This window comes from Paenibacillus mobilis, assembly GCF_058267595.1.
On the sequence record NZ_JBZCMS010000002.1, the window covers coordinates 449,783 to 470,938 of the forward strand.

The 21,156-nt window shown below is 52.1% G+C and carries 23 protein-coding genes; 2 read left to right on the forward strand and 21 right to left on the reverse strand.

Features of this window, described 5'->3' with window-relative positions:
- Positions 1 to 32 precede the first annotated feature (32 nt).
- The 12 genes from sigF to AC3ZPD_RS05365 form a co-directional block, all read right to left on the reverse strand.
- Positions 33 to 788 (reverse strand): RNA polymerase sporulation sigma factor SigF, encoded by a 756-nt coding sequence (sigF, locus tag AC3ZPD_RS05310; protein ID WP_490983224.1) that lies wholly within the window; start codon positions 786 to 788, stop codon positions 33 to 35.
- 11 nt (positions 789 to 799) lie between these two features.
- Positions 800 to 1,252, reverse strand: coding sequence for an anti-sigma F factor (spoIIAB, locus tag AC3ZPD_RS05315; protein WP_490983225.1), 453 nt, complete (start codon positions 1,250 to 1,252; stop codon positions 800 to 802).
- Positions 1,249 to 1,602, reverse strand: coding sequence for an anti-sigma F factor antagonist (spoIIAA, locus tag AC3ZPD_RS05320; RefSeq protein ID WP_490983226.1), 354 nt, complete (start codon positions 1,600 to 1,602; stop codon positions 1,249 to 1,251). The genes spoIIAB and spoIIAA overlap by 4 nt, the downstream gene beginning before the upstream one ends.
- 91 nt (positions 1,603 to 1,693) lie before the next feature.
- Positions 1,694 to 2,881, reverse strand: coding sequence for a D-alanyl-D-alanine carboxypeptidase family protein (locus AC3ZPD_RS05325; RefSeq protein WP_490983227.1), 1,188 nt, complete (start codon positions 2,879 to 2,881; stop codon positions 1,694 to 1,696).
- Positions 2,882 to 3,045: 164 nt separating this feature from the next.
- Positions 3,046 to 3,870 carry a purine-nucleoside phosphorylase gene (locus AC3ZPD_RS05330; protein ID WP_490983228.1) on the reverse strand — a complete coding sequence of 275 codons (825 nt, stop codon included), beginning with the start codon at positions 3,868 to 3,870 and terminating at the stop codon, positions 3,046 to 3,048.
- A 29-nt stretch (positions 3,871 to 3,899) separates the two neighbouring features.
- Positions 3,900 to 5,093 carry a phosphopentomutase gene (locus AC3ZPD_RS05335; protein WP_490983229.1) on the reverse strand — a complete coding sequence of 398 codons (1,194 nt, stop codon included), beginning with the start codon at positions 5,091 to 5,093 and terminating at the stop codon, positions 3,900 to 3,902.
- A 74-nt stretch (positions 5,094 to 5,167) separates the two neighbouring features.
- The gene (locus tag AC3ZPD_RS05340) at positions 5,168 to 6,082 is read right to left on the reverse strand and encodes a site-specific tyrosine recombinase (RefSeq protein WP_490983230.1); all 915 of its coding nucleotides are present in this window, start codon (positions 6,080 to 6,082) and stop codon (positions 5,168 to 5,170) included.
- Between the two features lie 29 nt (positions 6,083 to 6,111).
- Positions 6,112 to 6,345 carry a DUF4227 family protein gene (locus AC3ZPD_RS05345; RefSeq protein ID WP_490983231.1) on the reverse strand — a complete coding sequence of 78 codons (234 nt, stop codon included), beginning with the start codon at positions 6,343 to 6,345 and terminating at the stop codon, positions 6,112 to 6,114.
- Between the two features lie 195 nt (positions 6,346 to 6,540).
- Positions 6,541 to 7,032 carry a ferric iron uptake transcriptional regulator gene (gene fur, locus AC3ZPD_RS05350; protein ID WP_490983232.1) on the reverse strand — a complete coding sequence of 164 codons (492 nt, stop codon included), beginning with the start codon at positions 7,030 to 7,032 and terminating at the stop codon, positions 6,541 to 6,543.
- Positions 7,033 to 7,142: 110 nt separating this feature from the next.
- Positions 7,143 to 7,772 carry a stage II sporulation protein M gene (spoIIM, locus tag AC3ZPD_RS05355; protein WP_490983233.1) on the reverse strand — a complete coding sequence of 210 codons (630 nt, stop codon included), beginning with the start codon at positions 7,770 to 7,772 and terminating at the stop codon, positions 7,143 to 7,145.
- Between the two features lie 177 nt (positions 7,773 to 7,949).
- A complete protein-coding gene (locus AC3ZPD_RS05360) occupies positions 7,950 to 9,143 on the reverse strand; it encodes an endonuclease Q family protein (RefSeq protein WP_490983234.1) in 1,194 nt (397 codons plus the stop codon).
- Positions 9,143 to 9,709 carry an NUDIX hydrolase gene (locus AC3ZPD_RS05365; RefSeq protein WP_490983235.1) on the reverse strand — a complete coding sequence of 189 codons (567 nt, stop codon included), beginning with the start codon at positions 9,707 to 9,709 and terminating at the stop codon, positions 9,143 to 9,145. The genes AC3ZPD_RS05360 and AC3ZPD_RS05365 overlap by 1 nt, the downstream gene beginning before the upstream one ends.
- A 189-nt stretch (positions 9,710 to 9,898) precedes the next feature.
- Between AC3ZPD_RS05365 and mciZ the strand changes: the two genes are divergently transcribed.
- Positions 9,899 to 10,054 carry a Z-ring formation inhibitor MciZ gene (mciZ, locus tag AC3ZPD_RS05370; RefSeq protein ID WP_490983236.1) on the forward strand — a complete coding sequence of 52 codons (156 nt, stop codon included), beginning with the start codon at positions 9,899 to 9,901 and terminating at the stop codon, positions 10,052 to 10,054.
- Positions 10,055 to 10,200: 146 nt separating this feature from the next.
- On the opposite strand, the gene AC3ZPD_RS05375 is transcribed toward mciZ, so the two are convergent.
- Entirely contained in the window at positions 10,201 to 11,331 is a 1,131-nt protein-coding gene (locus AC3ZPD_RS05375) for a M20/M25/M40 family metallo-hydrolase (RefSeq protein ID WP_490983237.1), read from the reverse strand.
- Positions 11,332 to 11,426: 95 nt separating this feature from the next.
- Between AC3ZPD_RS05375 and prli42 the strand changes: the two genes are divergently transcribed.
- Complete coding sequence (gene prli42, locus AC3ZPD_RS05380) at positions 11,427 to 11,525, forward strand: stressosome-associated protein Prli42 (protein ID WP_490983238.1); 99 nt, start codon at positions 11,427 to 11,429, stop codon at positions 11,523 to 11,525.
- Positions 11,526 to 11,694: 169 nt separating this feature from the next.
- Here prli42 and AC3ZPD_RS05385 read toward each other — a convergent pair whose 3' ends face one another.
- From AC3ZPD_RS05385 to spoIVB, 8 genes are all read right to left on the reverse strand, one after another.
- Entirely contained in the window at positions 11,695 to 13,140 is a 1,446-nt protein-coding gene (locus AC3ZPD_RS05385) for a dihydrolipoamide acetyltransferase family protein (RefSeq protein WP_490983239.1), read from the reverse strand.
- 169 nt (positions 13,141 to 13,309) lie between these two features.
- The gene (locus tag AC3ZPD_RS05390) at positions 13,310 to 14,296 is read right to left on the reverse strand and encodes an alpha-ketoacid dehydrogenase subunit beta (protein ID WP_490983240.1); all 987 of its coding nucleotides are present in this window, start codon (positions 14,294 to 14,296) and stop codon (positions 13,310 to 13,312) included.
- A 3-nt stretch (positions 14,297 to 14,299) separates the two neighbouring features.
- Positions 14,300 to 15,322, reverse strand: a complete 1,023-nt coding sequence (locus tag AC3ZPD_RS05395; RefSeq protein ID WP_490983241.1) for a thiamine pyrophosphate-dependent dehydrogenase E1 component subunit alpha — start codon at positions 15,320 to 15,322, stop codon at positions 14,300 to 14,302.
- Between the two features lie 187 nt (positions 15,323 to 15,509).
- Complete coding sequence (gene lpdA / locus AC3ZPD_RS05400) at positions 15,510 to 16,934, reverse strand: dihydrolipoyl dehydrogenase (protein ID WP_490983242.1); 1,425 nt, start codon at positions 16,932 to 16,934, stop codon at positions 15,510 to 15,512.
- A gap of 51 nt (positions 16,935 to 16,985) precedes the next feature.
- Positions 16,986 to 17,225, reverse strand: a complete 240-nt coding sequence (locus tag AC3ZPD_RS05405) for a Ni2+-binding GTPase (RefSeq protein WP_490983243.1) — start codon at positions 17,223 to 17,225, stop codon at positions 16,986 to 16,988.
- A gap of 383 nt (positions 17,226 to 17,608) precedes the next feature.
- Positions 17,609 to 18,076 carry a hypothetical protein gene (locus tag AC3ZPD_RS05410; RefSeq protein ID WP_490983438.1) on the reverse strand — a complete coding sequence of 156 codons (468 nt, stop codon included), beginning with the start codon at positions 18,074 to 18,076 and terminating at the stop codon, positions 17,609 to 17,611.
- Between the two features lie 592 nt (positions 18,077 to 18,668).
- Complete coding sequence (spo0A, locus tag AC3ZPD_RS05415) at positions 18,669 to 19,481, reverse strand: sporulation transcription factor Spo0A (protein WP_490983244.1); 813 nt, start codon at positions 19,479 to 19,481, stop codon at positions 18,669 to 18,671.
- 248 nt (positions 19,482 to 19,729) lie between these two features.
- Positions 19,730 to 21,058 carry a SpoIVB peptidase gene (gene spoIVB, locus AC3ZPD_RS05420; protein ID WP_490983245.1) on the reverse strand — a complete coding sequence of 443 codons (1,329 nt, stop codon included), beginning with the start codon at positions 21,056 to 21,058 and terminating at the stop codon, positions 19,730 to 19,732.
- Positions 21,059 to 21,156 lie beyond the last annotated feature (98 nt).

Genomic DNA, 21,156 nt, shown 5'->3' on the forward strand with positions numbered 1-21,156 from the left:
TGCGGCCGTCAAGCTCTTGATGGAAAGCTATTTTATTGCGCAATCTGATCCCTGATGCTCTGGAGAATCTTTTTCTCCAGCCTTGAAACCTGAACCTGTGAAATCCCCAGCCTGCTGGCTACCTCCGATTGGGTCTGGTCCCGGTAATACCTCAGGTAAACAATCAGCCTTTCCCTTTCGGTAAGTCCGTCCAGCGCTTCATGCAGCGCCAGCTTGTCAAACCAGCGCTCTTGGGAGTCGTCGGCGATCTGGTCGATCAGGGTGATCGGGTCGCCTTCGTTCTCAAAGACGGTTTCGTGAATGGAGGTCGGCGGTTTGTTCGCTTCCTGGGCAAAAACGACGTCCTCAGGGGATACGCCAAGCTCCTGGGCCACTTCTTTGATGGTAGGCAGGCGGCCAAGCGTTTTGGAAAGCTCATCTTTCTTTTTCCGGACCTTGTTGGCCATTTCCTTAAGGGAACGGCTCACCTTCAGCGTCCCGTCATCCCTCAGAAAACGCTGAATCTCCCCGATGATCATCGGAACCGCATAGGTGGAAAACTTCACGTCATAGCTGAGGTCGAATTTGTCTACGGATTTCAGCAGCCCGATACAGCCGATCTGGAATAAGTCTTCCGGCTCATAGCCGCGGTTCATAAACCGCTGCACTACGGACCAGACAAGACGTATATTGCAGTTCACCAGCGTATCGCGCGCCAGGCTGTCGCCTGACTGGCTCAGGGCGATCAGTCTTTTCACTTCGGAGTCGTCCAGATATTCCCTCGGCGTTTGCTTCACATCAGCATCCATAGAGCATCACCTTAGTTATACAAAGCTTTCTTGGATTCGATCCTTTTCTTCATCCGGATCATGGTACCCTTTCCCGTTTCGCTGGTGACGCCAAATTCGTCCATAAAGTTCTCCATGATGGTAAATCCCATCCCTGAACGCTCCAGCTCCGGCTTGGATGTGTACAGAGGCTGCTGGGCCAGTTCCAGATCCTCGATCCCACGTCCTTGGTCTTCGATCGTCAGCAGAATCGTGTCCTCTTCGATTTCTCCCGTTATCGTAATTACGCCGTTCGGATCACTGTCGTATCCATGAATGATGCAGTTGGTCACCGCTTCGGATACAACGGTCTTAAGGTCGGTAATTTCCTCCATGGTTGGATCGAGCTGGGACACAAACGCAGCTACGGTTACCCGGGCAAAGGATTCGTTTTCAGACTTGGCGGCAAACTGCAGCTTCATAAAATTACGGCCGCTTTCGCTCATAGCGCAACCTCCAGTTCCGTAAGAGCTTCTTCTTCTGTGGCGTAAATCGGCATGATTTTAAACAAGCCGGACATTTCAAACAGCCGGTAAACCGGTGCATTCACGTGGCATACGGCCATTTGGCCGCCCTTATGTTTGATCAGCTTGTATCGGCCTAGAATAACGCCAAGACCGGAGCTATCCATGAACTGAAGGGACTCCAGGCTGAGCACGAGATGCCGGCATCTTCCGCGGGCGATTTCCTCATCAAGCTGCAGACGGACGCCGTCGGCGGCATGGTGATCCAATTCACCGCTCAGCCTGACGATCAGCGTATCCCTGCGTTGTTCCAATTCCACATTCACCTTCATGTCTGTTCACTCTCCTCCCTGTCATGAACACTCATTTCTACAAGGCGAAAGGGCATTCCTGCCCTCCGACAAAACTAGAAGAAAACTCCGATCAATCTACAAAAAACAGGCGGGCCGTCGTACGTTTAAACAGCTTCCACCAGCCGGCCTTCTTGATATCCGACGGTGCGGTCAGCTGGAATTCCTTCAGCACCTTGTCCCCTTGGTAAACCACCAGCTTACCGACAGGCTGTCCAGCTTTCACCGGCGCTTTGATCGAATCCGGAACGACGACCTTGTGCGTAATGCCTTCCGGGGAGGCCCCTTTTTTCACGAGGATGTTGTAGGACTTGTCGGCAGGGATATCCATCACGGCTTGTTCCCCTTTGGTCACCTTCACCCGCCCGATCACTTCGCCGCTTTTGAACAGCGGCTGCATGGCATATTGGGAGAATGCATAGTCAAACATGGAGGAAACCTCGGCATTCCGCGTTTTGGTATTCGGTTCGCCCAATACGACAGCAATTAGCCGAAGTCCATCCCGTTTGGCCGTAGCGGTCAGACAAAACCTGGCTTCCGATGTGTAACCCGTCTTTAAGCCGTCGGCGCCGCTGTAGAAACGGACCAGCTTATTGGTGTTCACCAGCCAAAATGGTTTTGGGCTGTCCTTGCGCAAGTAATCCTGATAAGCGCCGGTATATTTAGTGATATAATCGTGCTTCAGCAGTTCCCGGCTCATGATGGCAATGTCATAAGCGGAGGAGTAATGGTCAGCCGTCGGAAGACCGTTCGGATTCACAAAATGGGTGTCCTTCATCCCCAGCTCCTGGGCTTTATCGTTCATCATTTTGACGAATCCGGCTTCGGTCCCGCCGATATGCTCCGCAAGCGCAACGGAAGCGTCGTTCCCCGAAGCCATCGCGATGCCCTTCAGCATATCGTCGACCGTCATCTCTTCCCCGGGCTCGAGGAAAATTTGCGATCCGCCCATGGAAGCGGCGTTTTCGCTCGTTTTTACCTTATCCGTCAGCTTTAAAGTGCCTTTATCCAAAGCTTCGGCCGCCAACAGCATCGTCATGACTTTTGTAATGCTGGCCGGGGGAAGTTTTTTATGGCTGTCCTTCTCATAAATAATCGTGCCCGTATCGGCATCCATCAAAACGGCGGAAGCGGCATTGGCGCCCAATCCGGCCGTTGCGGGATCCTGGGTCGGCGATCCGGCGGGAGCCGCGCTGCCAGGGAGCGCCATTCCTGCGAACAGGCAGAACGCAAGCATACTGATTAACAACCTTTTCTTCAAGGGTACTCCTCCTTTAAAATTGGCAACTCTCATTCTTCTAACCTAGTATTCGCCGAAAGGCTGGAAATTATTCCTTGTTTGGCATGTACGGAAACAAAAAAAGCCGTGCCGGTTCCGCCTTCAAGAAGACGTTAACCGGCACGGCTTGTGCCTGTTTTATAGCATTACATTTTCGGGATAACGGCAAGCACGAGTCCGAGGAACTTTTCTTTGACCATTTCCGTCGTTTCCATCACTTCGTTATGGGACAACGGCTGGTCCAAAATGCCCGCAGCCATGTTGCTGATGCAGGAAATTCCGAGCACTTCGATGCCCGTATGACGGGCTACGATCACTTCCGAAACCGTCGACATGCCTACGGCGTCAGCCCCAAGCGTGCGAAGCATCCGGATTTCGGCAGGCGTTTCATAGTTAGGGCCAAGCAGGCCGGCATAAACGCCTTCCTGCAGCGGGAATCCCTTCTCTTCGGCTACCGTCTTCGCCAGACCGCGCAGGCGGCGGCTGTAAGCTTCGGACATGTCCGGGAACCGCGGCCCAAACGCCGCGTCGTTCGCCCCGATCAGCGGATTGCGTCCGGTCAGGTTTAAGTGGTCGGAGATCAGCATCAGATCGCCAGGCTGGTAGGACGTGTTCACGCCTCCCGCCGCGTTAGTCACAAGCAGCTTGGTCACGCCAAGCTCCTTCATGACGCGAACCGGGAACGCCGTCATTTCCGGACCATAACCTTCGTACATATGGAAACGGCCTTTCATCAGCACGACGTTGACGCCGCCGACCGTCCCGATCATCAGCTCTCCGGCATGGCCTTCGACCGTGGAGCGCGGGAAATGCGGGATGTTTTCGTACTGAATGGTTACTGCATCTTCAATGTAATCCGCCAACACGCCAAGACCCGAGCCCAAAATCAGCCCAAGCTCCGGAACGCGGTCGGTTTCTTTGCGAATATAAACGCAGGCTTCCTGCACCATGCCTTGATTCAAAGTGAACATATTAAAGTTTCTCTCCTGTTCTGCTGCGATTATTGCAACTCTTTCAAAAAGCTTTCGCCAAGGCCGGTTCCCTGAATGCCAAAGTTGTCGGCAATCGTGGCGGCCAGGTCGGAATAGGTGGCGCGAACGCCGATCGTGCCGTTTTTCTTTAAGGATGGACCGAAAATCAGCACCGGCACATATTCCCGGGTATGGTCCGTCCCGGCATGGATCGGATCATTGCCGTGGTCGGCCGTAATGATAAGCAAATCCTGCTCGCCGGTGGCGGCCATCAGCTCCGGCAGCGCGCGGTCGAACACTTCAAGGGCACCCGCATATCCTTTGGGATCGCGGCGGTGTCCGTACAGTGAATCAAAATCGACCAGGTTCGTAAAAATCATGCCCGTAAACGGCTCAGGCAGCAGCTTGAGCGTTTCTTCGATGCCGTGCTCGTTGCTTTTCGTCGGATAGGAACGGTTGATGCCTTCTCCGGAGAAGATGTCATTGATTTTGCCGACGGAAACCACCTCGTAACCGGCGTTTTTCAACCCGTTCAGCACGGTAGGTTCAGGCGGGCTTACCGCGTAATCGTGACGGTTCGGCGTACGTTTCCAGCTGCCCGGAGATCCGACGAACGGACGCGCGATAACGCGGCCCACGGTATGCTCCGGCTCAAGCGTAAGCCGGCGGGCAATCTCGCACGCGCGGTAAAGCTCCTCAAGCGGAATCACTTCTTCGTGCGCGGCAATCTGAAATACGCTGTCCGCCGAAGTATAAACGATGAATGCGCCCGTGCGCATATGCTCTTCGCCCAGCTCGTCCAAAATTTCCGTTCCGGAAGCCGGTTTGTTCCCGATCGTCTTACGACCGGTTTCCTGCTCGAACCGGGCCATCAGATCGCGCGGGAAGCCGTCCGGATAAGTCTGGAACGGGGTTTCGATTTTCAGGCCCATCAGCTCCCAGTGGCCGGTCATCGTGTCTTTTCCTGCGGAAACCTCGGCCATTTTACCATAGTAGCCCAGCGGTTCAGCCGCGGGTTCAACCGGAGGAATCGGCGCAATGTTGCCCAGTCCGAGCTTGGCCAGATTAGGCAGCTGTGTTTCCGGGTGGGTGCTTAAAATATGACCCAGCGTATGCGCTCCGGCATCCCCGAAATTCGGGGCGTCGGGCAATTCGCCAATGCCTACGCTGTCCATGACGATCACGGATATTTTTCTGAAACGGGGTTGATGTTCTTGACTCATCTTGCGTCACTCCTTCTGGTGGATACAAAATACGATTATCTAGCTATAGTTATCCCTGCCGGATGGCAAACCATTCAGCCTTCCGGCTGCGCCTGGGCTCCCGCGGCACGGGGATGGAACTTGTCATAAACGGCTTTGATATTCGTGCCTGACCGGTTGAGGTAAGCCTGGGTGGAAGAAATGTCCGTATGTCCCATAAGCTCCTGAACCGTTCTCAGGTCAGCCCCCCCATTCAGCAAATGGGAGGCGAATGACGATCTCAGCGTATGGGGCGTAATTTCAGCCTGAATGCCGGCGGCTTGTCCGTATTTCTTGATCGTCTTCCAAAAGCCCTGGCGTGTAATCCTACCGCCCAGCCGGTTCGGAAACAACGCCGTTTCATCCGGCTCCTGCAGCAACGCCGGCCTGGTGTCCTTCAAATAACGTTCCAGCCATTCCCCGGTGCTGGCGGCAAACGGAACGATCCGTTCATGGCTCGTCCCTTCGGCGCAGCGGACAAACCGCAACCGGGTATCCACATCGCTTACATTCAGGCAGATCAGCTCCGACACGCGGATTCCCGTCGCATACAGCAGCTCCAGCATGGCTTTGTCGCGCTGACCCAGCAGCGCCGATGTATCCGGCATGTCGAGCAGCGCCATCGTTTCCTGCAGCGACAAGGGGGCAGGCGTTTTTCGGACAGCCTTAGGCGATTCCAGATGGAGAAACGGATCCTGGCGGATCAGCGATTCCCTCAACAGATGCTTAAAAAAAGCCCGCAGCGAGACGGAAGCCCTCGTGACGGTGGACGAGGCTTTCCCCTGCTCTTTGAGCCCGGAAAAATAAAGCGACAAAACCGTCCTCGTTACCGATTCAGGTTGATCAATGCCCCGCTCCGCCAGATAGCCGGCAAACTGCTCCAAATCCCGCCGGTAAGAAGACAACGTTGCTTCCGTTAGTCCCTTGCGTTCCTCAAGATCCTTTATAAACGCCTTGATCTGTTCCTCCATCGGTGCCTAGCTCCTCTCATTCAGGCTTCCTATTCCCCGAGCCTATAAAATAGTTTCAGCCGTTCCAGCATATCTTCCTGCTCTTGCTGCTGAACCGGCATGCTGCCGGCTTTCACCGCGGAGCCTTCGGGATAACGGTAAGGATCCGCCGGATTCAGCCAATGTTCAAAAATGCCGAACAGTTTGCTGAATACATATACAAGCATAAAGAATATAAGGATGAACCGCGCTGCCCGAAACCATTTCCGAATGGATATGACCATGTTCTCCCTCTTTCTTACCCCAATTTACCCTTCCCTGATAGAAAAGGCTGTATTAGAGTATACAAGCAGTCCGGAACGATTATGTATGAAGGAGAGTCAGGCAAACGGTGGTTCAAAGTTTCCGGGATCAAAACCTATTGAGTCAAAAAAGCCCTCCCGGCCTTAACCGTGAGAGCTTGGAGCTTCAGCTATCCATTATGAAGATTGGGATGAATTGCCGTCGTTGTCGTTGTTCTGCTTATCCTTCTCTTTAGCCTTGCATCGATAACAAATGCCGTGGAAATCAAGACGGTGATCCAGCACCGTGAAGTTGAATTCACGTTCCAGCCGTTCTTCCAATGGCCCCAGCCAGTCTTCCCGAATCTCATCCATGGCTCCGCATTGCACGCATATCAAATGGTGATGGTGATGTTTCGAAGTGTCCGTACGCAGGTCGTAGCGGGCTACCCCGTCACCGAAGTTGATTTTCTCCACAACATGAAGTTCGCTGAGCAGTTCAAGGGTACGGTACACGGTAGCCAGGCCGATTTCCGGCGCTTTGTCCTTGACCAGCATAAAGACATCCTCGGCACTCAGATGATCTTCCTCGTTCTCCAGCAAAACCCTAACTGTGGCTTCCCTCTGGGGTGTCAGCTTGTATCCGTGGGATTGCAGCTGCTGTTTAATTTTGTCGATCCGTGCTTCCATATTACCCCTCCCCCTCGGAAAAGCCGAACCTATGTTTTTAGTGATCGCTCTTTTCATTATAGGGGGATATAACGCGATAAGTCAAACATTTTGCATGTTTGGGCGAGGGATTAAACCTGTCCAAGCATAGGGGATACCCAGCTCATCATCACCGGGGATACCCAGGTCTCGAAGCAGGCTACGCCAAGCAGAATGACCGACATCGAAACGATCAAGCCCGTATAAGAAAGAAAGGGTTCGGTGATCCCGCCGGGCCGGCTCAGAAACACCCGGCTGCGTATGATGCCGACGGAGAATTTGACCGCCGCCACGCTGCTGACCAGCAGAACCGGAATCACGATCAAATTATGCGGCGCAACCGAAACTAGGGCCAGCACCAGCCCTTTCCAGCTGAATTGGCCGACCATGCATCCGACCGTAAACCCGATCAAAACCCCTTTCAGAAAATCAAGAATCAGGATGCCGGGCAGTCCGATCACCGACAAACCAAACAGCCAGATCAAACCGACCCACTTCAGCTGCAGAAGGGCAATAGGCCAGAAAGAAGTTTTGCCGTCTACGGAAGTCGGATCGATATTGACGAAAAAGTTGCCCAAATAACGGGAAATATCCTGCTGCTGGTCCAGGGTCAGCGCATTGACCATCAAAGCGCCGAACACCACGCCCATCAGCAGCAGCACTGCAACGAAGGCGTACAGCGGCGTCTGGTCCTTTAATGTACGAGAGATCAGTTGAAACATCTGCCTTCTCCTCCTTTTGTCCACACTCTGCTAGTAAAAGGTTATGAGAGGGAAAGAAAAGGTAGACCAAGTTTAGGAGAAAGGTGACTTTGCGGCTGGAAAAACAAACGCCTAACGCCCGGCCATTCGCCTTTTTGCTGGGCTGGCAGCGTTTCAGTGCTGATTAGGGCAGTTAGGTTATTCCCGCGTCCTGATCACCTTGCCGTAGGTTCCTCCACCGCCCGACTGAAGCAGAAGCTTGCCTGCACGGGCTTCCGCAATGATTTCCGCCGGCCCGCTGCCGGCAACAGCTGCAAGTTCTTCTTCAGGAATGCGGTGTAAAATATTCATTTCATTGCCGAACGCGGCAATAAGCGCGTCCAGCTTACGTTTGCCGAGTCCCGGAATAAACTCGAGCGGAACCTGATAATGATAAGGCGGCCGGAAATCAGGCAAATAAGGCGTTTCACGGTCGGCGATCGAACGGATCCGATCGAGCACGCCGCGGACGATTTTGGGACTGCCGCAATATGGACAGCGAAGAACCGCATCCAGCGGCTCGTCCACCACTTCGCCGCAGCTGCCGCAGAAAGTCCGGTGGTATTTGCCAAGGCGGGGATTCAGGCCGTAATTGGCCAGCACCTGCCTGCCCTCCTCCCGGCGGATCACCTTCCTGAATTCTTTAAAAGTCGGACGCTGCATCAGCAGCTGGTTGTATTCCCGCCCGATTTTGCCGAGCGAATGAGCGTCGGAATTGGTCAGGTAAGTAAACTCGTCCAGTTCGCTGATCCATCCGGCCATTTCCGAGTCCGCGCTAAGCCCCAGCTCAACGGCATCAATCAGCGACAGGTCCAGCACGTCCGCCATGCGGTCAGCCGCACTGCCGTAAATGCTTTTATGCGGCGTAAAAATATGGGCCGGAATCAGAATGCCGCCCCTGTGAAACACCTCCTTTTGGAGGCTTTGTGCCGGGGCGTGGAGCCGCTGGGTGCTCAGGGTGATATTTTTCATGCGTCTGGACAACCATTCGCTGAAAGAGATCATATCTTCCAGATGCGGCAAATAAACAAGCACATGTGCGGCGCCTTGTCCAGGCTCCCTGATTTCAATTTCGCTCCCCAGCAGAAGGGTCGTATCCCTATAACGGATGCCTCCGCCCTCCAGCTCTTCCATTTCACCGCTGGCCAGACTGGCCTGGATGTCCTCCTGCACGCCGGGGGCCTGGCAGTCGATAATGCCAACAAGCTGAATGCCTTTCCGCTCCGCCGCTTCCCTCGCGATTCCCGCAAACGTCAAATCCCGGCTGCCGGAAATTTTGACCGGACGTCCTCCGTTCGTGCGGCCGATATGAATATGCATATCCGCATAAAACGGCTTAAGCTCTTGTACCATCAGCGTTCGCCCGCTCCGCCCGCAGCGCCAAACTGCCACAGGTAAACGGCGAGAAGTGTTTTGGCGTCCGCGATCCGGCCTTCAGCAATCAATTGTTTGGCTTCCCCAAGCGTAACCTTGTAAATTTCCAGGAACTCATCTTCATCCGGCGACACTTGGCCCTCCGTCAGGCCTTCCGCCAGGTACAGGTGAATGATTTCATCGGCAAAACCCGGGGAGGTATAAAACGAATGGAGCAGACGGATGTTCTCACAGCGGAAGCCGGTCTCTTCCTCAAGCTCGCGTTTGGCGGCTTCCATGGGGTCTTCCCCCTTCTCCAGCTTGCCCGCCGGAATTTCCAGCTCGCAGCGCCCCATCGCCTGGCGGTACTGGTCGACCAGCAGCAGCTTGCCCTCATGAACGGCAAGGACGGCAACCGCGCCGGGATGTCTGACGATTTCGCGTGTCCCTTTTGTTCCGTCAGGCAGCTCGACCGTGTCTAATTGAACCTTGATTATCTTCCCTTCAAAAATCGTCTCCGTCGATATCCATTTCTCTTTCAAATGCTCGGATGAAGTTGGATTCATTTTATCGTCTCCTTTGGTTTGGGGATCCCCTGCCCGTTCTGGCGACCGGGCGCTTATATTTTCGCGTTTTTTTGCGCATACAGAATTGTAGGATGGAGGTTTCATATCCGGTTTTGGATTTCTTGAGCATAACTTGTCCAGCAAGCTCATATGGTCTTACTATAACCTCGAACAGAAGGAGTTTAATCCATGAAAAGCTATTTGTCGCAAGACGAAATCCGTTTATCGGGCAAAGCCTGGCAAATCCGCCATTTCCTCAAACAGTGGGAACGACAGGCGAAGTCCGGCCTTTTATTGAAGGATTGGATTCAGGAACAAACAGGCGGCACAACTTCCCGGCCGTAAAAACATTCCCTTCATGCCGAAAGGGCTGCAGCCCAGAGCCGGATTTCCTGACAAGCCGTATCGCCTTGCCATAAAAGCCCGCGCCGGTTTGGCGCGGGCTGGAACCGCTTATTACGAAATAAAAGTGGTTCATGCTCGATCGGTAATCAGGAAGGATTTGCCGTCTGTTTGATAATTTCCAGGACAAATTGGGCCGCTTTCCCGATGTCCTCCGCTTTAATCTGCTCGGAGGTGGTATGAATATTCTCGTAGCCGACGGCCAAATTAACGGTCGGTATGCCATGCCCATTAAAGACGTTAGCGTCGCTGCCGCCTCCGGACACAAAGGTCCGGCCGGAGAAACCAAGAACGCCTGCGGCTTTTTTCGCCAGCTGGACAACTGCATCGCCGTCGTCATAACGGTAAGCCGGATAAACGATCCGGCTGTGCACTTCGCCGCGCGCGCCGTAATCCCGGCAGGCCGATTCGACGGCTTCCTTCATGTCGGCGATTTGCTTTTCCACCTTTTCCTGCACGACGCTGCGCGCTTCTGCATATAGCTTCACATAATCAGGCACAATGTTGGTCGCGCCTCCGCCTTCGAATTTCCCGATGTTGGCGGTGGTTTCGCTGTCGATGCGGCCCAGGTTCATTCGGGCAATCGCTTTGCCGGCCACCTGGATGGCGCTGATTCCGTCCTCCGGATTTACGCCGGCATGAGCGGAACGGCCATAAATTTCAATCTCCAGTTTGGCTTGCGTAGGGGCCGCGATGCAAATTGAACCAACCTCCCCGTTGGAGTCGAGGGCGTAGCCAAACTTGGCGTTCATCTGCTTGGGATCCATCGCTCTCGCGCCGACCAGACCGGACTCCTCGCCAACCGTAATGACGAATTGGATTTGACCGTGCGGCACGTTGGTTTCCTTCAGTACCTGGATCACTTCGAGCAGGGAAGCCAGACCCGCTTTATCGTCCGAACCTAAAATCGTAGTTCCGTCGCTGCGGATCCAGCCGTCCTCCGTAATTACCGGTTTAATACCTTTACCCGGCATTACCGTATCCATATGGCAGGTAAAAAAGATCGGATCGGCATGCGCCGCCCCGTTTGCCGGCAGCGTGGCAATGAGGTTTCCTGCACCGTGACCGGTCACGGTCTGAGAGTCATCCTCCACTACCTGCAGGCCCAGCTGCTCGAATTTGCGGATCAGCAGATCGGCAATCTGACGTTCCTGGCCGGTTTCGCTGTCCACCTGCACAAGCTCCAGAAACAGCTTTATTAGTCGCTCTTGGTTAATCACTTTACTTTCCCCGCTTTCTTCTTTACGATAAAATGAGGACGAGCCGGAAATGAACTGAATTGTCTCTAATTATAAAACATTAGGAGGGCCTCTGCATGCCAAAAAAATCGATGAAGGTATTTGTTTATGTCATGCTGATTGCCATTTTGGGTTCCGCGCTGATGGCGTTCATTGAACCATTTCTTTTCCAGTAGGAGTACCGATTCAGTAAAATTACCGTTCGGCAGAAATACCGGCCCGTAGAGCCTGACCCCTTGGTCCCCTTGCCCCGAGGATGGCCCCCGTACTCCCCACAAAGGCAGCAAGCGGAGCTCGTCACTCCAAGATGACCGCCGCTCCGCTCAATTCCCCTGCTTATGCTTATTAGTATAACTTGGTATTCTCCAGCGACATGCTCTCCAGATTATCTTTAACCCGCTGCATAAAACGTCCGCAAATGACGCCGTCCAAAATCCGGTGATCCAAAGACAAACAGAGATTGGCCATGGAACGGACCGCGATCATATCGTTGATAACAACCGGTTTTTTCACGATGGATTCGAAGGTCAGAATCGCTGCCTGCGGATAGTTGATAATCGGCTGGGACAGAATCGAACCGAAAGAGCCGGTGTTATTGACCGTAAAAGTACCGCCCTGCATATCGTCCAGCTTCAGCTTGCCTTCGCGCGTTTTGCGGGCCAGCTCTTCCACTTCGCGGGCAAGGCCTGCGATGTTTTTCTGATCGGCTTTTTTGATCACCGGCGTCATAACCGAATCTTCGGTTCCGACGGCGAGCGAGATGTTGATATCGCGTTTGACGATGATTTTATCCACTGCCCAGACGGAGTTCATAATCGGATAATCTTTGATTGCATTGACGACCGCTTTCAGCAGGAAAGCCAGGTAAGTCAGATTAATGCCTTCTTTGCGGAAAAATTCATCCTTCAGCTTATTGCGCAGCTGAACGAGATTGGTCACATCGACTTCGATCATCATCCAGCCATGCGGAATTTCCGAAACGCTCTGGCGCATTCGGGTCGCAATCGTGTTGCGGACAGGCGTTACGTCGATAAAATATTCAGACTGGCCGCCTTCCACTTCGATCTTCGGAATTCTCGGCATTTCCGTCAGGTGAAGGCCCGAATGGCGGACCGGCTCAGAAGCGGCCTGCCCAGGCTGTGCAGGGATAGCTGCAGGCACGGGACTTTGCGGAGCCGTTTGCGCTGGCTGCTGGGTTACCGGTGCGCCTTGTGGAGCAGCGGACGAAGCCTGGCTGATATGAGCTACCGGCTCCTGTGCCGGGGCCCCCGCTGCTCCTCCGCGTTCAATGTAAGCCAGCACGTCTTTGCGCGTAATCCGGCCGCCCATCCCTGTGCCGCTAACCTGCTGCAGGTTGATGCCATGCTCGGCGGCAAGCGTTTGAACCGCAGGGGAATAACGCCCGCGCTGGCTTTGGTCGCCGGCCGCCTGCGATGCGGCTTGACCTGCTGGAGCGCTCTGCGCCGATGCAGGCGCTGCCGATGCCGCTGCGCCCGAATTTTCGTTACCTCCGGCCGCACCGGCTCCGTTTCCTTCAGCTCCGGTTTCGATGACGCAGATCACCTCGCCTACGCTGATGGTTTCTCCTTCCGCAGCCCGAAGCTCGACCATCACGCCGTCGATGGTGGATGGAATTTCGGCGTTGACTTTATCCGTAATGACTTCGCAAATCGGTTCATAGGCTTCCACCGGATCGCCCGGTTTTTTCAGCCATTTGCCGATCGTCGCCGACACGAGGGATTCTGCAAGCTGTGGCATAACCACTTCAATAGATTGTTTGGTAGATGGCATTAATATCACTCCTGTCTGCAGCCCGGAGACTTCAGGTTTGCGCCTATAGCCGCGGTTCCCCGGCGGGCTGCACTGGGTCTTGGTTTAACTGCTCCTAAACAGCGGGTATACGAAATCAAAGCCGCCAGAGGGCGGCTGATGCAAACAGCATAACTAGGCTCTTAAGGCCTTAATAAAGCGCAAGCTCCAACATCGCTTCTTTCACTTTGTCTTTGCTCAGCATAAAAAATTTCTCCATCGGAGGGCTGATCGGCATCGCCGGAACGTCCGGCCCGCACAGCCGTTTAATCGGCGCATCGAGCTCGAACAGGCATTCTTCGGCGATAATGGCCGAAACCTCTCCGCCGACGCCGCCGGTTTTGTTGTCCTCATGCACGATCAGCACCTTGCCCGTACGGCGCGCAGCCGCAATAATCGCTTCGCGGTCAAGCGGCTGGATCGTCCGCAGATCGAGGATATGTGCGGTAATGCCTTGTTCGACTTCCAGCTCCTCCGCAGCCTGCATCGCAAAATGAAGCGGCAGGCTGTAGCCGATCACCGTAATGTCGTCGCCTTCGCGCAGCACATTAGCTTTGCCGATTTCCACGATATAATCATCTTCAGGCACATCTTCTTTGATGAGCTTGTAGCATTTTTTGTTCTCGAAAAAAAGCACCGGATCCGCATCGCGGATCGCAGCCTTCAGCAAGCCTTTGGCGTCATAAGCCGAATAAGGGGCTACGATCTTTAATCCCGGCGTTCCAAAGAAAATGGACTCCGGACATTGGGAATGGTACAAGCCCCCGAAAATCCCGCCGCCGATCGGCGCGCGCACAACGACAGGGCAGCTCCAGTCATTGTTGGAGCGATAGCGGATCTTAGCCGCTTCGCTAATAATCTGGTTGGTGGCCGGCAGCATAAAATCCGAATACTGCATTTCGGCAATCGGTCTCATGCCGTACATGGCCGCGCCAATGGCTACCCCTGCGATAGCGGATTCGGACAATGGCGTATCCATGACCCGGTCTTCCCCGAACTGCTCCTGCAGTCCTTTGGTTGTCGTAAATACGCCGCCTTTAACGCCTACATCCTCGCCGAGCACAAACACCCGGTCATCACGTTCCATTTCTTCTTTCATCGCCAAACGGATGGCGTCGATATATTCCATTACCGGCATCTCTTATTCCTCCCCCTCGTCGGCATAGACATGAAGCAGCGTATCTTCCGGTTTCGGGAAAGGAGCCCGGTCCGCATATTCGATCGCTTCCTTCAGCTGTTCGGAAAGCTCTTTCGCATAAGCTTCCTCCTGCTCCTCCGACCACAAGCCACATTCGATCAGATACTGCTTGAATCTCGGAATGCCGTCTTTCCTGCGGTTTTCCTCCACCTCTTCTTTTGTCCGGTAAGCAAGATCATTATCCGAAGTTGAATGAGGGGAAAGGCGATACATCATCGCTTCAATCAGCGTCGGCCCTTCGCCGCGCACCGCACGTTCTCTGGCTTCTTTAACTACGCGGTAAACCTCAAGCGCGTCGTTGCCATCCACGCGGAGGCCCGGGAAACCGTATCCCAATGCGCGATCGCTGACTTTGCCCGCGAGCTGCTTGTGAATCGGCACGGAAATCGCGTATTGGTTGTTTTCGCACATGATGATGACGGGCAGCTTATGAACGCCTGCAAAATTGCTGCCTTCATGGAAATCACCCTGGTTGCTCGAGCCTTCGCCAAACGTGACGAAAGACACGATGTCTTGCTTCTGCATTTTAGCTGCCAGCGCAACGCCAACGGCGTGCGGCACCTGTGTGGTTACAGGGCTTGAGCCCGTAACGATACGAAGTTTCTTGGAGCCGAAGTGGCCCGGCATCTGCCGTCCGCCGCTGTTCGGGTCCTCGGCTTTGGCGAAAGCGCAAAGCATCAGTTCTTTTAACGTCATGCCCACCGACAACACAAAACCGTAATCCCGGTAGTAGGGGAGGAAATAATCCCGGTCCCGGTCCAGGGCAAACGCGGAAGCGACCTGCGCCACTTCCTGCCCGATGCCTGAAACGTGGAAATTGATTTTCCCCGCCCGCTGCAGCAGCAAAAGCCGTTCATCGTATTTGCGTGAGAGCAGCATATATTTGTACATTTCCACGACTTTCTCATCCGAAAGCCCAAGCTGCTCATGTTTAGGTTTTTGATCCAAAGCTGTTTTAGCATTCATAGGGAGTTGCCTCCATTTCTTTTTGGCTTTGCGACCTGCCGATTTTCCTTCAAAAAGAGAGATACAGACCAGCCAACGATTTCCCTCCTAAGAATAGTAGCCAAGTTTTAAAACCTGGTACTAAGACTTGGGGTAACTCTATTATAATCGCTTTTTCCGCAAAAAGAAAATATTACTTCTGATTCCTTTACATCCCCAGGGAAAGTCCATCCACCGCAAGGGCCGCTTCGCCCATAATCTCCGCAAGAGTAGGGTGCGCGTGCACCGTATGGCCGATTTCCCACGGCGTGGCGTCCAGCACCTGAGCCAGTGCCGCTTCGCTGATCAGATCAGTCACGTGCGGGCCGATCATATGCACGCCGAGCAGATCCCCGGTTTTTGCATCCGCGATCATTTTGACGAACCCGTCTTTCTCCCCGTATACAAGAGCTTTGCCAATAGCGGAAAAAGGAAACTTACCGACCTTCACGTTAAAACCTTTGTCCTTTGCGTCCTGCTCGGTCATGCCCACGGAAGCTACCTCCGGTCTGGTATATACGCAGCGCGGCGTATGAAGGGCGTTTGCCTTCATGCGGGAAGGTTCGCCGGCCAGATGCTCCGCGGCCGTAATGCCTTCATGGCTGGCCGCATGCGCCAGCTGCAGGCCGCCGATGCAGTCGCCGATCGCGTAAATATGCGGTTCGGTTGTTTGCATCTGTTCGTTTACGCGGATAAAACCGTCCTTCAGCGCAACATCGGTATTTTCCAGTCCGATGCCCTCCACGTTGGCCTGGCGGCCGATCGACAGCAGCAGCTTATCCGCGGATAGCTCCGTTTCTTTCCCGCCTAAATCCGCTTGGATCGTTACCATGCCGTTTTCCTTTTGCAGCGTTTCGGGTTTGATTTTGGCTCCGGTCAGCACCTTGATGCCCCGGCGTTCAAACAGGCGTTTCAACTCTTTGGCCACGTCCTTGTCTTCATTCGGCAGCAGCTGGGGAGCCGCTTCAACTACCGTGACGCTGACACCGAAGTCATGCAGCATCGAAGCCCACTCTACGCCGATGACACCGCCGCCCACGATCAGGATGGACGAAGGCAGCGCCGACATTTCCAACGCCTCATCGCTGCTCAGGATATATTGTCCGTCAGGCTCCATACCCGGCAGATAACGCGGACGCGAACCCGTCGCAATGATCAAATTGGCCGGAACGATCGTTTCCATCTCTCCGTCTGCAAGTTCTACCGCCAACGCTCCGCTTTTTGGAGAAAAGATGGAAGGCCCGATAATCCGTCCTCTTCCTTGAATGACCGTGATTTTATGCTTTTTCATCAAATACTGCACCCCTTTGTGCAGCTGCTCGACGATCGCGGATTTACGAGCCTGTACTTTCGGAAAAGCCAGGGCTACGCCTTGCGTCTCAATTCCGTAGCTTTCGCTTTCTTTCATCTGCGCAAACAGCTCCGCGCTCCGCAGCAAGCTTTTGCTCGGAATGCAGCCCCTGTGCAGGCAGGTTCCGCCCAGCTTGTCCTGTTCGACCACGATAACCTCTTTCCCCAGCTGTGCGGCGCGAATGGCCGCTATGTATCCTCCGGTTCCCCCGCCCAAAACGGCTACATCACAAGTGATTGACATGTTTATCTCCTCCATTATTCTTCTATAAGGTTTAGTGTTTGTGTCCTTCTTCTATTCATACAGCGCATCCCGAAGTTTGGTCGACATCTTGGGTCCCTTTGCCCGCCCGGCCAAAACGGCTTTTCTAAGCCTTTCGTTTTCAGCCTTGAGCGTTTGAACTTCGGAGTTCAGCTGCAAAATAAGCCGCCTGGCCGATTCGTCCCATTCCGGATGGGCGGCCAGCAGACGGTCGACGGAAAGCGAGGTTTCTTCGCTGGCGTTTTCCTTGTTTGCTTTTGGATTCGGATCCATATCTTCTGCACCTTTTCTGATCGATGATTTGTCAAAACCGGGTTTCCTTGAATAACCAACGTCGTTATTTTACCATAACCCTGCAGGACAAGCTTCTTTTCTTCCCTTAATGCTTCATTTGCCCTTAACAAACCTATATTCATTCATTCATTCATTTATTTATTTGCTAGCCGCAACCGTCAAACAGAGAGTTACCCATAGGCCCTCACGCTGTTTGGCGCCGCCGGCATCTACTGCGCGGTCACGGGAGTTTCAAAAATCCTTAAGCCCGGCAAACGGAGGTAGCTTTTTTAAACAACATTTGCAGCATGACAAAAACGCCCTGCTCCATCTTTCCATGGACAAGGCGTTTCTTATGGAAGGCCCGACATTGGGTCCGATCCCTACGTAAGGGGCGCAGAATCGCGCTCTACGAAATATTTGTTGGTCATATAATGAGCCGGTCCTTTTGACGTATCAACCAGACCTTTTTTCATATCCAGGAAAACAATTTCATTACATTCGTTGCAATACCATTTTGTTCTCTTCAGCGGCGAATGGGTCAGATAGGAAGCCCCGCATTTACATTCTACCTTAATTAACGATTCACTTTTCTTATATGCGCTTGAGAGCTGCTGTTGGTTCAAATTGGAGTTTTGCTGTGCCTGAACGGGCACAATCGTTTCCTGATAGCTGGAATACTTGTTATGTACCTTAAAATCGGCGACCAGATCGGGGTTTAAGCCAAAAAATTCTTGACCGATTTCGGTAACGAATTTTCCACCGCTTCTATAACACTCCATCCAAATCTTGATTTGATCAGGCGACAAAGGAACGGTTCCTTTGATACCGCTGTTCAAGGTGTAGGTCATGATGTAGAGCGTATCATTCTGTTTGTTCAATTGCTGCTAGCCTCCTTTAATCATCAGATACTGTACTATACTTTCAGAAAGAAATCAAAACCCCCTCTTCCTGATGCTTTAGAACGACGAAAGTCGTCTAATGTGAGGCAGCTTTTAAACATTATTATGAATTATTTTAGACAATTATACAAACCTTCTTCTAACATTGCTATTACATTTCCGAAAAATAAAATCCCCAAAACAGGCTGCAGATTTCATTTAACTCATAATCTGTCATATATAATGGGTTATTATACTTTTTTGGAATGATATAGAAATATGTATCCCAGAAATAGAAGTGCAATATACAGATCATGGAGAACTAAACAGGGAGCAGGAAAAAAACATAAAGCTGTTTCGTGCTCAGTTATTCGTCAAATATACGCAATCGGTCATAAAAATGCCACTTATTAATCGATTTTTTAAGAACCAATTTATAAGTGGCATTCGTTGTTTTGCTGTTTTAAACCATGAAGGTATAAAAATGGAAATTTCGAAGGTTCATTTTTTATTAAACCATTTTAGTTTTCTAAGAGAGAATTCGTTAATCTTCCTTGCCCTTTCACGATACCTTATGCTCAATTCTCAGCTTGTCTGCCACCATGGCGATAAATTCGCTGTTAGTCGGCTTGGATTTGCTGATGTTAATCGTGTAGCCAAACAGGTGGCTGATGGAATCGATATTGCCGCGCGTCCAGGCTACCTCAATGGCATGGCGGATAGCGCGTTCCACACGGGAAGGCGTCGTTTTAAATTTTTCTGCGATTGCAGGGTAAAGCGTCTTGGTAATTGCGCCAAGAATTTCAATGTTATTGTACACCATCGTAATAGCTTCACGAAGATATTGATAACCTTTAATATGGGCGGGTACACCGATTTCATGGATGATCGACGTAATGTTCGCATCCAGGTTTTTGCCTTTGGCAATAGGTACCACATTATTGGATTTAACAAACAACGACGATGCAGGGGCACTGCCGCTGGCCATGGTTTGAACGTTAACAAGCTGACGGATCCGGCTGGCCAGAACATCCATGTCAAACGGTTTAAGAATGTAATAAGAAGCCCCGAGTTGAACTGCACGCTGCGTAATGTTTTCCTGGCCAAATGCCGTCAGCATAATGATCTTAGGCTGCGGATTCAAATTCATTTCACGCAAGCGTTCAAGAACGCCAAGCCCGTCAAGATGAGGCATGATGATGTCCAAAATCAATACATCCGGCAGTTTGCCGCCTTGTTCTATAGCCTGCAGCACTTCTTCCCCGTTGTAAGCAATGCCGGAAACGACCATGTCATCCTGTTCGGAAATGTATTCTGCCAATAAATTCGTAAACTCCCGATTATCATCCGCCAACAATACCTCTATCTTCTGCAAGTCCTTATTCCTCCTTATTATGTGTCAATGTTTCTTGTAGTTTTTTTTCCTAGGCTTATACTTTCGACACCGACTTTAGAATCCCTTCTGTCGAAAATTATTTTTCTTTATTTTTTTTCTAAGGTGGGCTATAATTAATTATTTATTTACAATATCATTGCTTTTTCGTTACAATTCGACACAAACAGCTCCCTCTAAGGTCCTGTTCAGGACTTATGTCTTATTAAGCAAAAAACAATCTTAAGGGGTTATCCCGCCTTAAGATTGTTTTCTGTGCTGCTCGGAACCATAGATATTCCCGCATCTTTAAGCATCCATTCAATAAAACATCCATAACCGGATTTAGGATCATTAACGAAGACGTGGGTCACGGCTCCGATCAGTTTTCCGTTTTGCATGATCGGACTGCCGCTCATCCCCTGGACAATCCCTCCCGTTTTATTAATCAGCCTTGGATCGGTAATGCGGATAACCAATCCCTTGGTTTCGGGAGTATGCTGTTTGGCGACATGAACAATTTCCACCTTGAAACGTTCAACCTGCTGACCGTTAACAACCGTCAAAATTTCGGCAGGGCCTTCCTTTACCTCTTCGGCAAAAGCGACCGGAACCGGCTCGCCATACAGGCTGTGATCCGGGTTTTGTTCCATTTTCCCGAAGATTCCGAAACTGGTATTCCGTTCGATGGTTCCAAGCTGTTTGCCTTCTTTAACAAAAATGGCGCGTTTCTCGCCAGGCTCGCCGTTTTCGCTTTTGGAGATGGATGTAACGCTGGACTGAACCACCTGTCCGCTGCCCACAACAATCGGCGTCTGGGTATTCATATCAGTAATCACGTGTCCCAGAGCCCCGTAGACCCCTTGTTTGGGAGCATAAAAGGTTAAGGTTCCTACACCGGCTGCGGAATCACGAATGTACAGCCCCAGCCGCCAAACTTTATCTTTGGCATCAAAGCCGGGCGTTAGCTTGGTCGTTTTAACTTCATTGCCCCTTTTGAAGGTCACTTCTAGCGGTTTTTTGCTTTTGCCGGCCTTCTCCACAATTCCGGACACCTCTTTAGCATCGGATAATTTAATGCCATTGAGGTGGGTAATCAGATCACCGAGCTTTAAGCCGGCTTCTTCACCGGGTGAAACCTTCCCCCTGGTTCCGCTGATTTGATGATGACCCACAATCAAAATACCGTCCGATTTTACTTTGACTCCAATCGTCTGACCGCCAGGAATCACTTTCAAGTCGGGAACAACCTTCACTTTTACCGTTTTATACGGCAATTTCCCGAATAACTTCAGCTTCAAATCCGTGTCGCCACTGGTTAAAGAAGTGAGACGGAGAGAATGTCCGGGTTCAACATTCGTCTGAAGAGAAGATGCGCCTTCCATGGCGACGACGCCCGGACGGTCCAACGAAGCTTGGGCCTGAACCGGCAGTTCCATAGCCACCTGCGCCGCCTGCCCCTCAAACATGCGCAGCTCACTGGTCAAAAACGGATATTTGGCAGCTGCGGTGGTACCAATTAAACATAAAAAGAAAGCAACAAAAAGACCGAGAATCCTTTGCTTAAGGTTACGGTTCAATGGCTGTCACGCTCCCTCTGCTTCTTTCGCCTGACGAAAAGGTGGTCGCCAATCGCGTAACTATAAGATACCCCCGGCCTGATCTTTTATTACTGTTA

Bases quoted from the DNA above. Each gene is read 5' to 3' on its own strand.
- lpdA (WP_490983242.1), bottom strand. From the start codon at position 16,934: ATGTCAATCACTTGTGATGTAGCCGTTTTGGGCGGGGGAACCGGAGGA.
- AC3ZPD_RS05345 (WP_490983231.1), bottom strand. From the start codon at position 6,345: ATGGTCATATCCATTCGGAAATGGTTTCGGGCAGCGCGGTTCATCCTT.
- AC3ZPD_RS05385 (WP_490983239.1), bottom strand. From the start codon at position 13,140: ATGCCATCTACCAAACAATCTATTGAAGTGGTTATGCCACAGCTTGCA.
- AC3ZPD_RS05360 (WP_490983234.1), bottom strand. From the start codon at position 9,143: ATGGTACAAGAGCTTAAGCCGTTTTATGCGGATATGCATATTCATATC.
- prli42 (WP_490983238.1), top strand. From the start codon at position 11,427: ATGCCAAAAAAATCGATGAAGGTATTTGTTTATGTCATGCTGATTGCC.
- AC3ZPD_RS05390 (WP_490983240.1), bottom strand. From the start codon at position 14,296: ATGCCGGTAATGGAATATATCGACGCCATCCGTTTGGCGATGAAAGAA.
- spoIIAA (WP_490983226.1), bottom strand. From the start codon at position 1,602: ATGAAGGTGAATGTGGAATTGGAACAACGCAGGGATACGCTGATCGTC.
- AC3ZPD_RS05395 (WP_490983241.1), bottom strand. From the start codon at position 15,322: ATGAATGCTAAAACAGCTTTGGATCAAAAACCTAAACATGAGCAGCTT.
- fur (WP_490983232.1), bottom strand. From the start codon at position 7,032: ATGGAAGCACGGATCGACAAAATTAAACAGCAGCTGCAATCCCACGGA.
- AC3ZPD_RS05330 (WP_490983228.1), bottom strand. From the start codon at position 3,870: ATGTTCACTTTGAATCAAGGCATGGTGCAGGAAGCCTGCGTTTATATT.
- spoIIM (WP_490983233.1), bottom strand. From the start codon at position 7,772: ATGTTTCAACTGATCTCTCGTACATTAAAGGACCAGACGCCGCTGTAC.
- AC3ZPD_RS05335 (WP_490983229.1), bottom strand. From the start codon at position 5,093: ATGAGTCAAGAACATCAACCCCGTTTCAGAAAAATATCCGTGATCGTC.
- AC3ZPD_RS05410 (WP_490983438.1), bottom strand. From the start codon at position 18,076: ATGACCTACACCTTGAACAGCGGTATCAAAGGAACCGTTCCTTTGTCG.
- sigF (WP_490983224.1), bottom strand. From the start codon at position 788: ATGGATGCTGATGTGAAGCAAACGCCGAGGGAATATCTGGACGACTCC.
- AC3ZPD_RS05405 (WP_490983243.1), bottom strand. From the start codon at position 17,225: ATGGATCCGAATCCAAAAGCAAACAAGGAAAACGCCAGCGAAGAAACC.
- AC3ZPD_RS05340 (WP_490983230.1), bottom strand. From the start codon at position 6,082: ATGGAGGAACAGATCAAGGCGTTTATAAAGGATCTTGAGGAACGCAAG.
- mciZ (WP_490983236.1), top strand. From the start codon at position 9,899: ATGAAAAGCTATTTGTCGCAAGACGAAATCCGTTTATCGGGCAAAGCC.
- spoIIAB (WP_490983225.1), bottom strand. From the start codon at position 1,252: ATGAGCGAAAGCGGCCGTAATTTTATGAAGCTGCAGTTTGCCGCCAAG.
- AC3ZPD_RS05365 (WP_490983235.1), bottom strand. From the start codon at position 9,709: ATGAATCCAACTTCATCCGAGCATTTGAAAGAGAAATGGATATCGACG.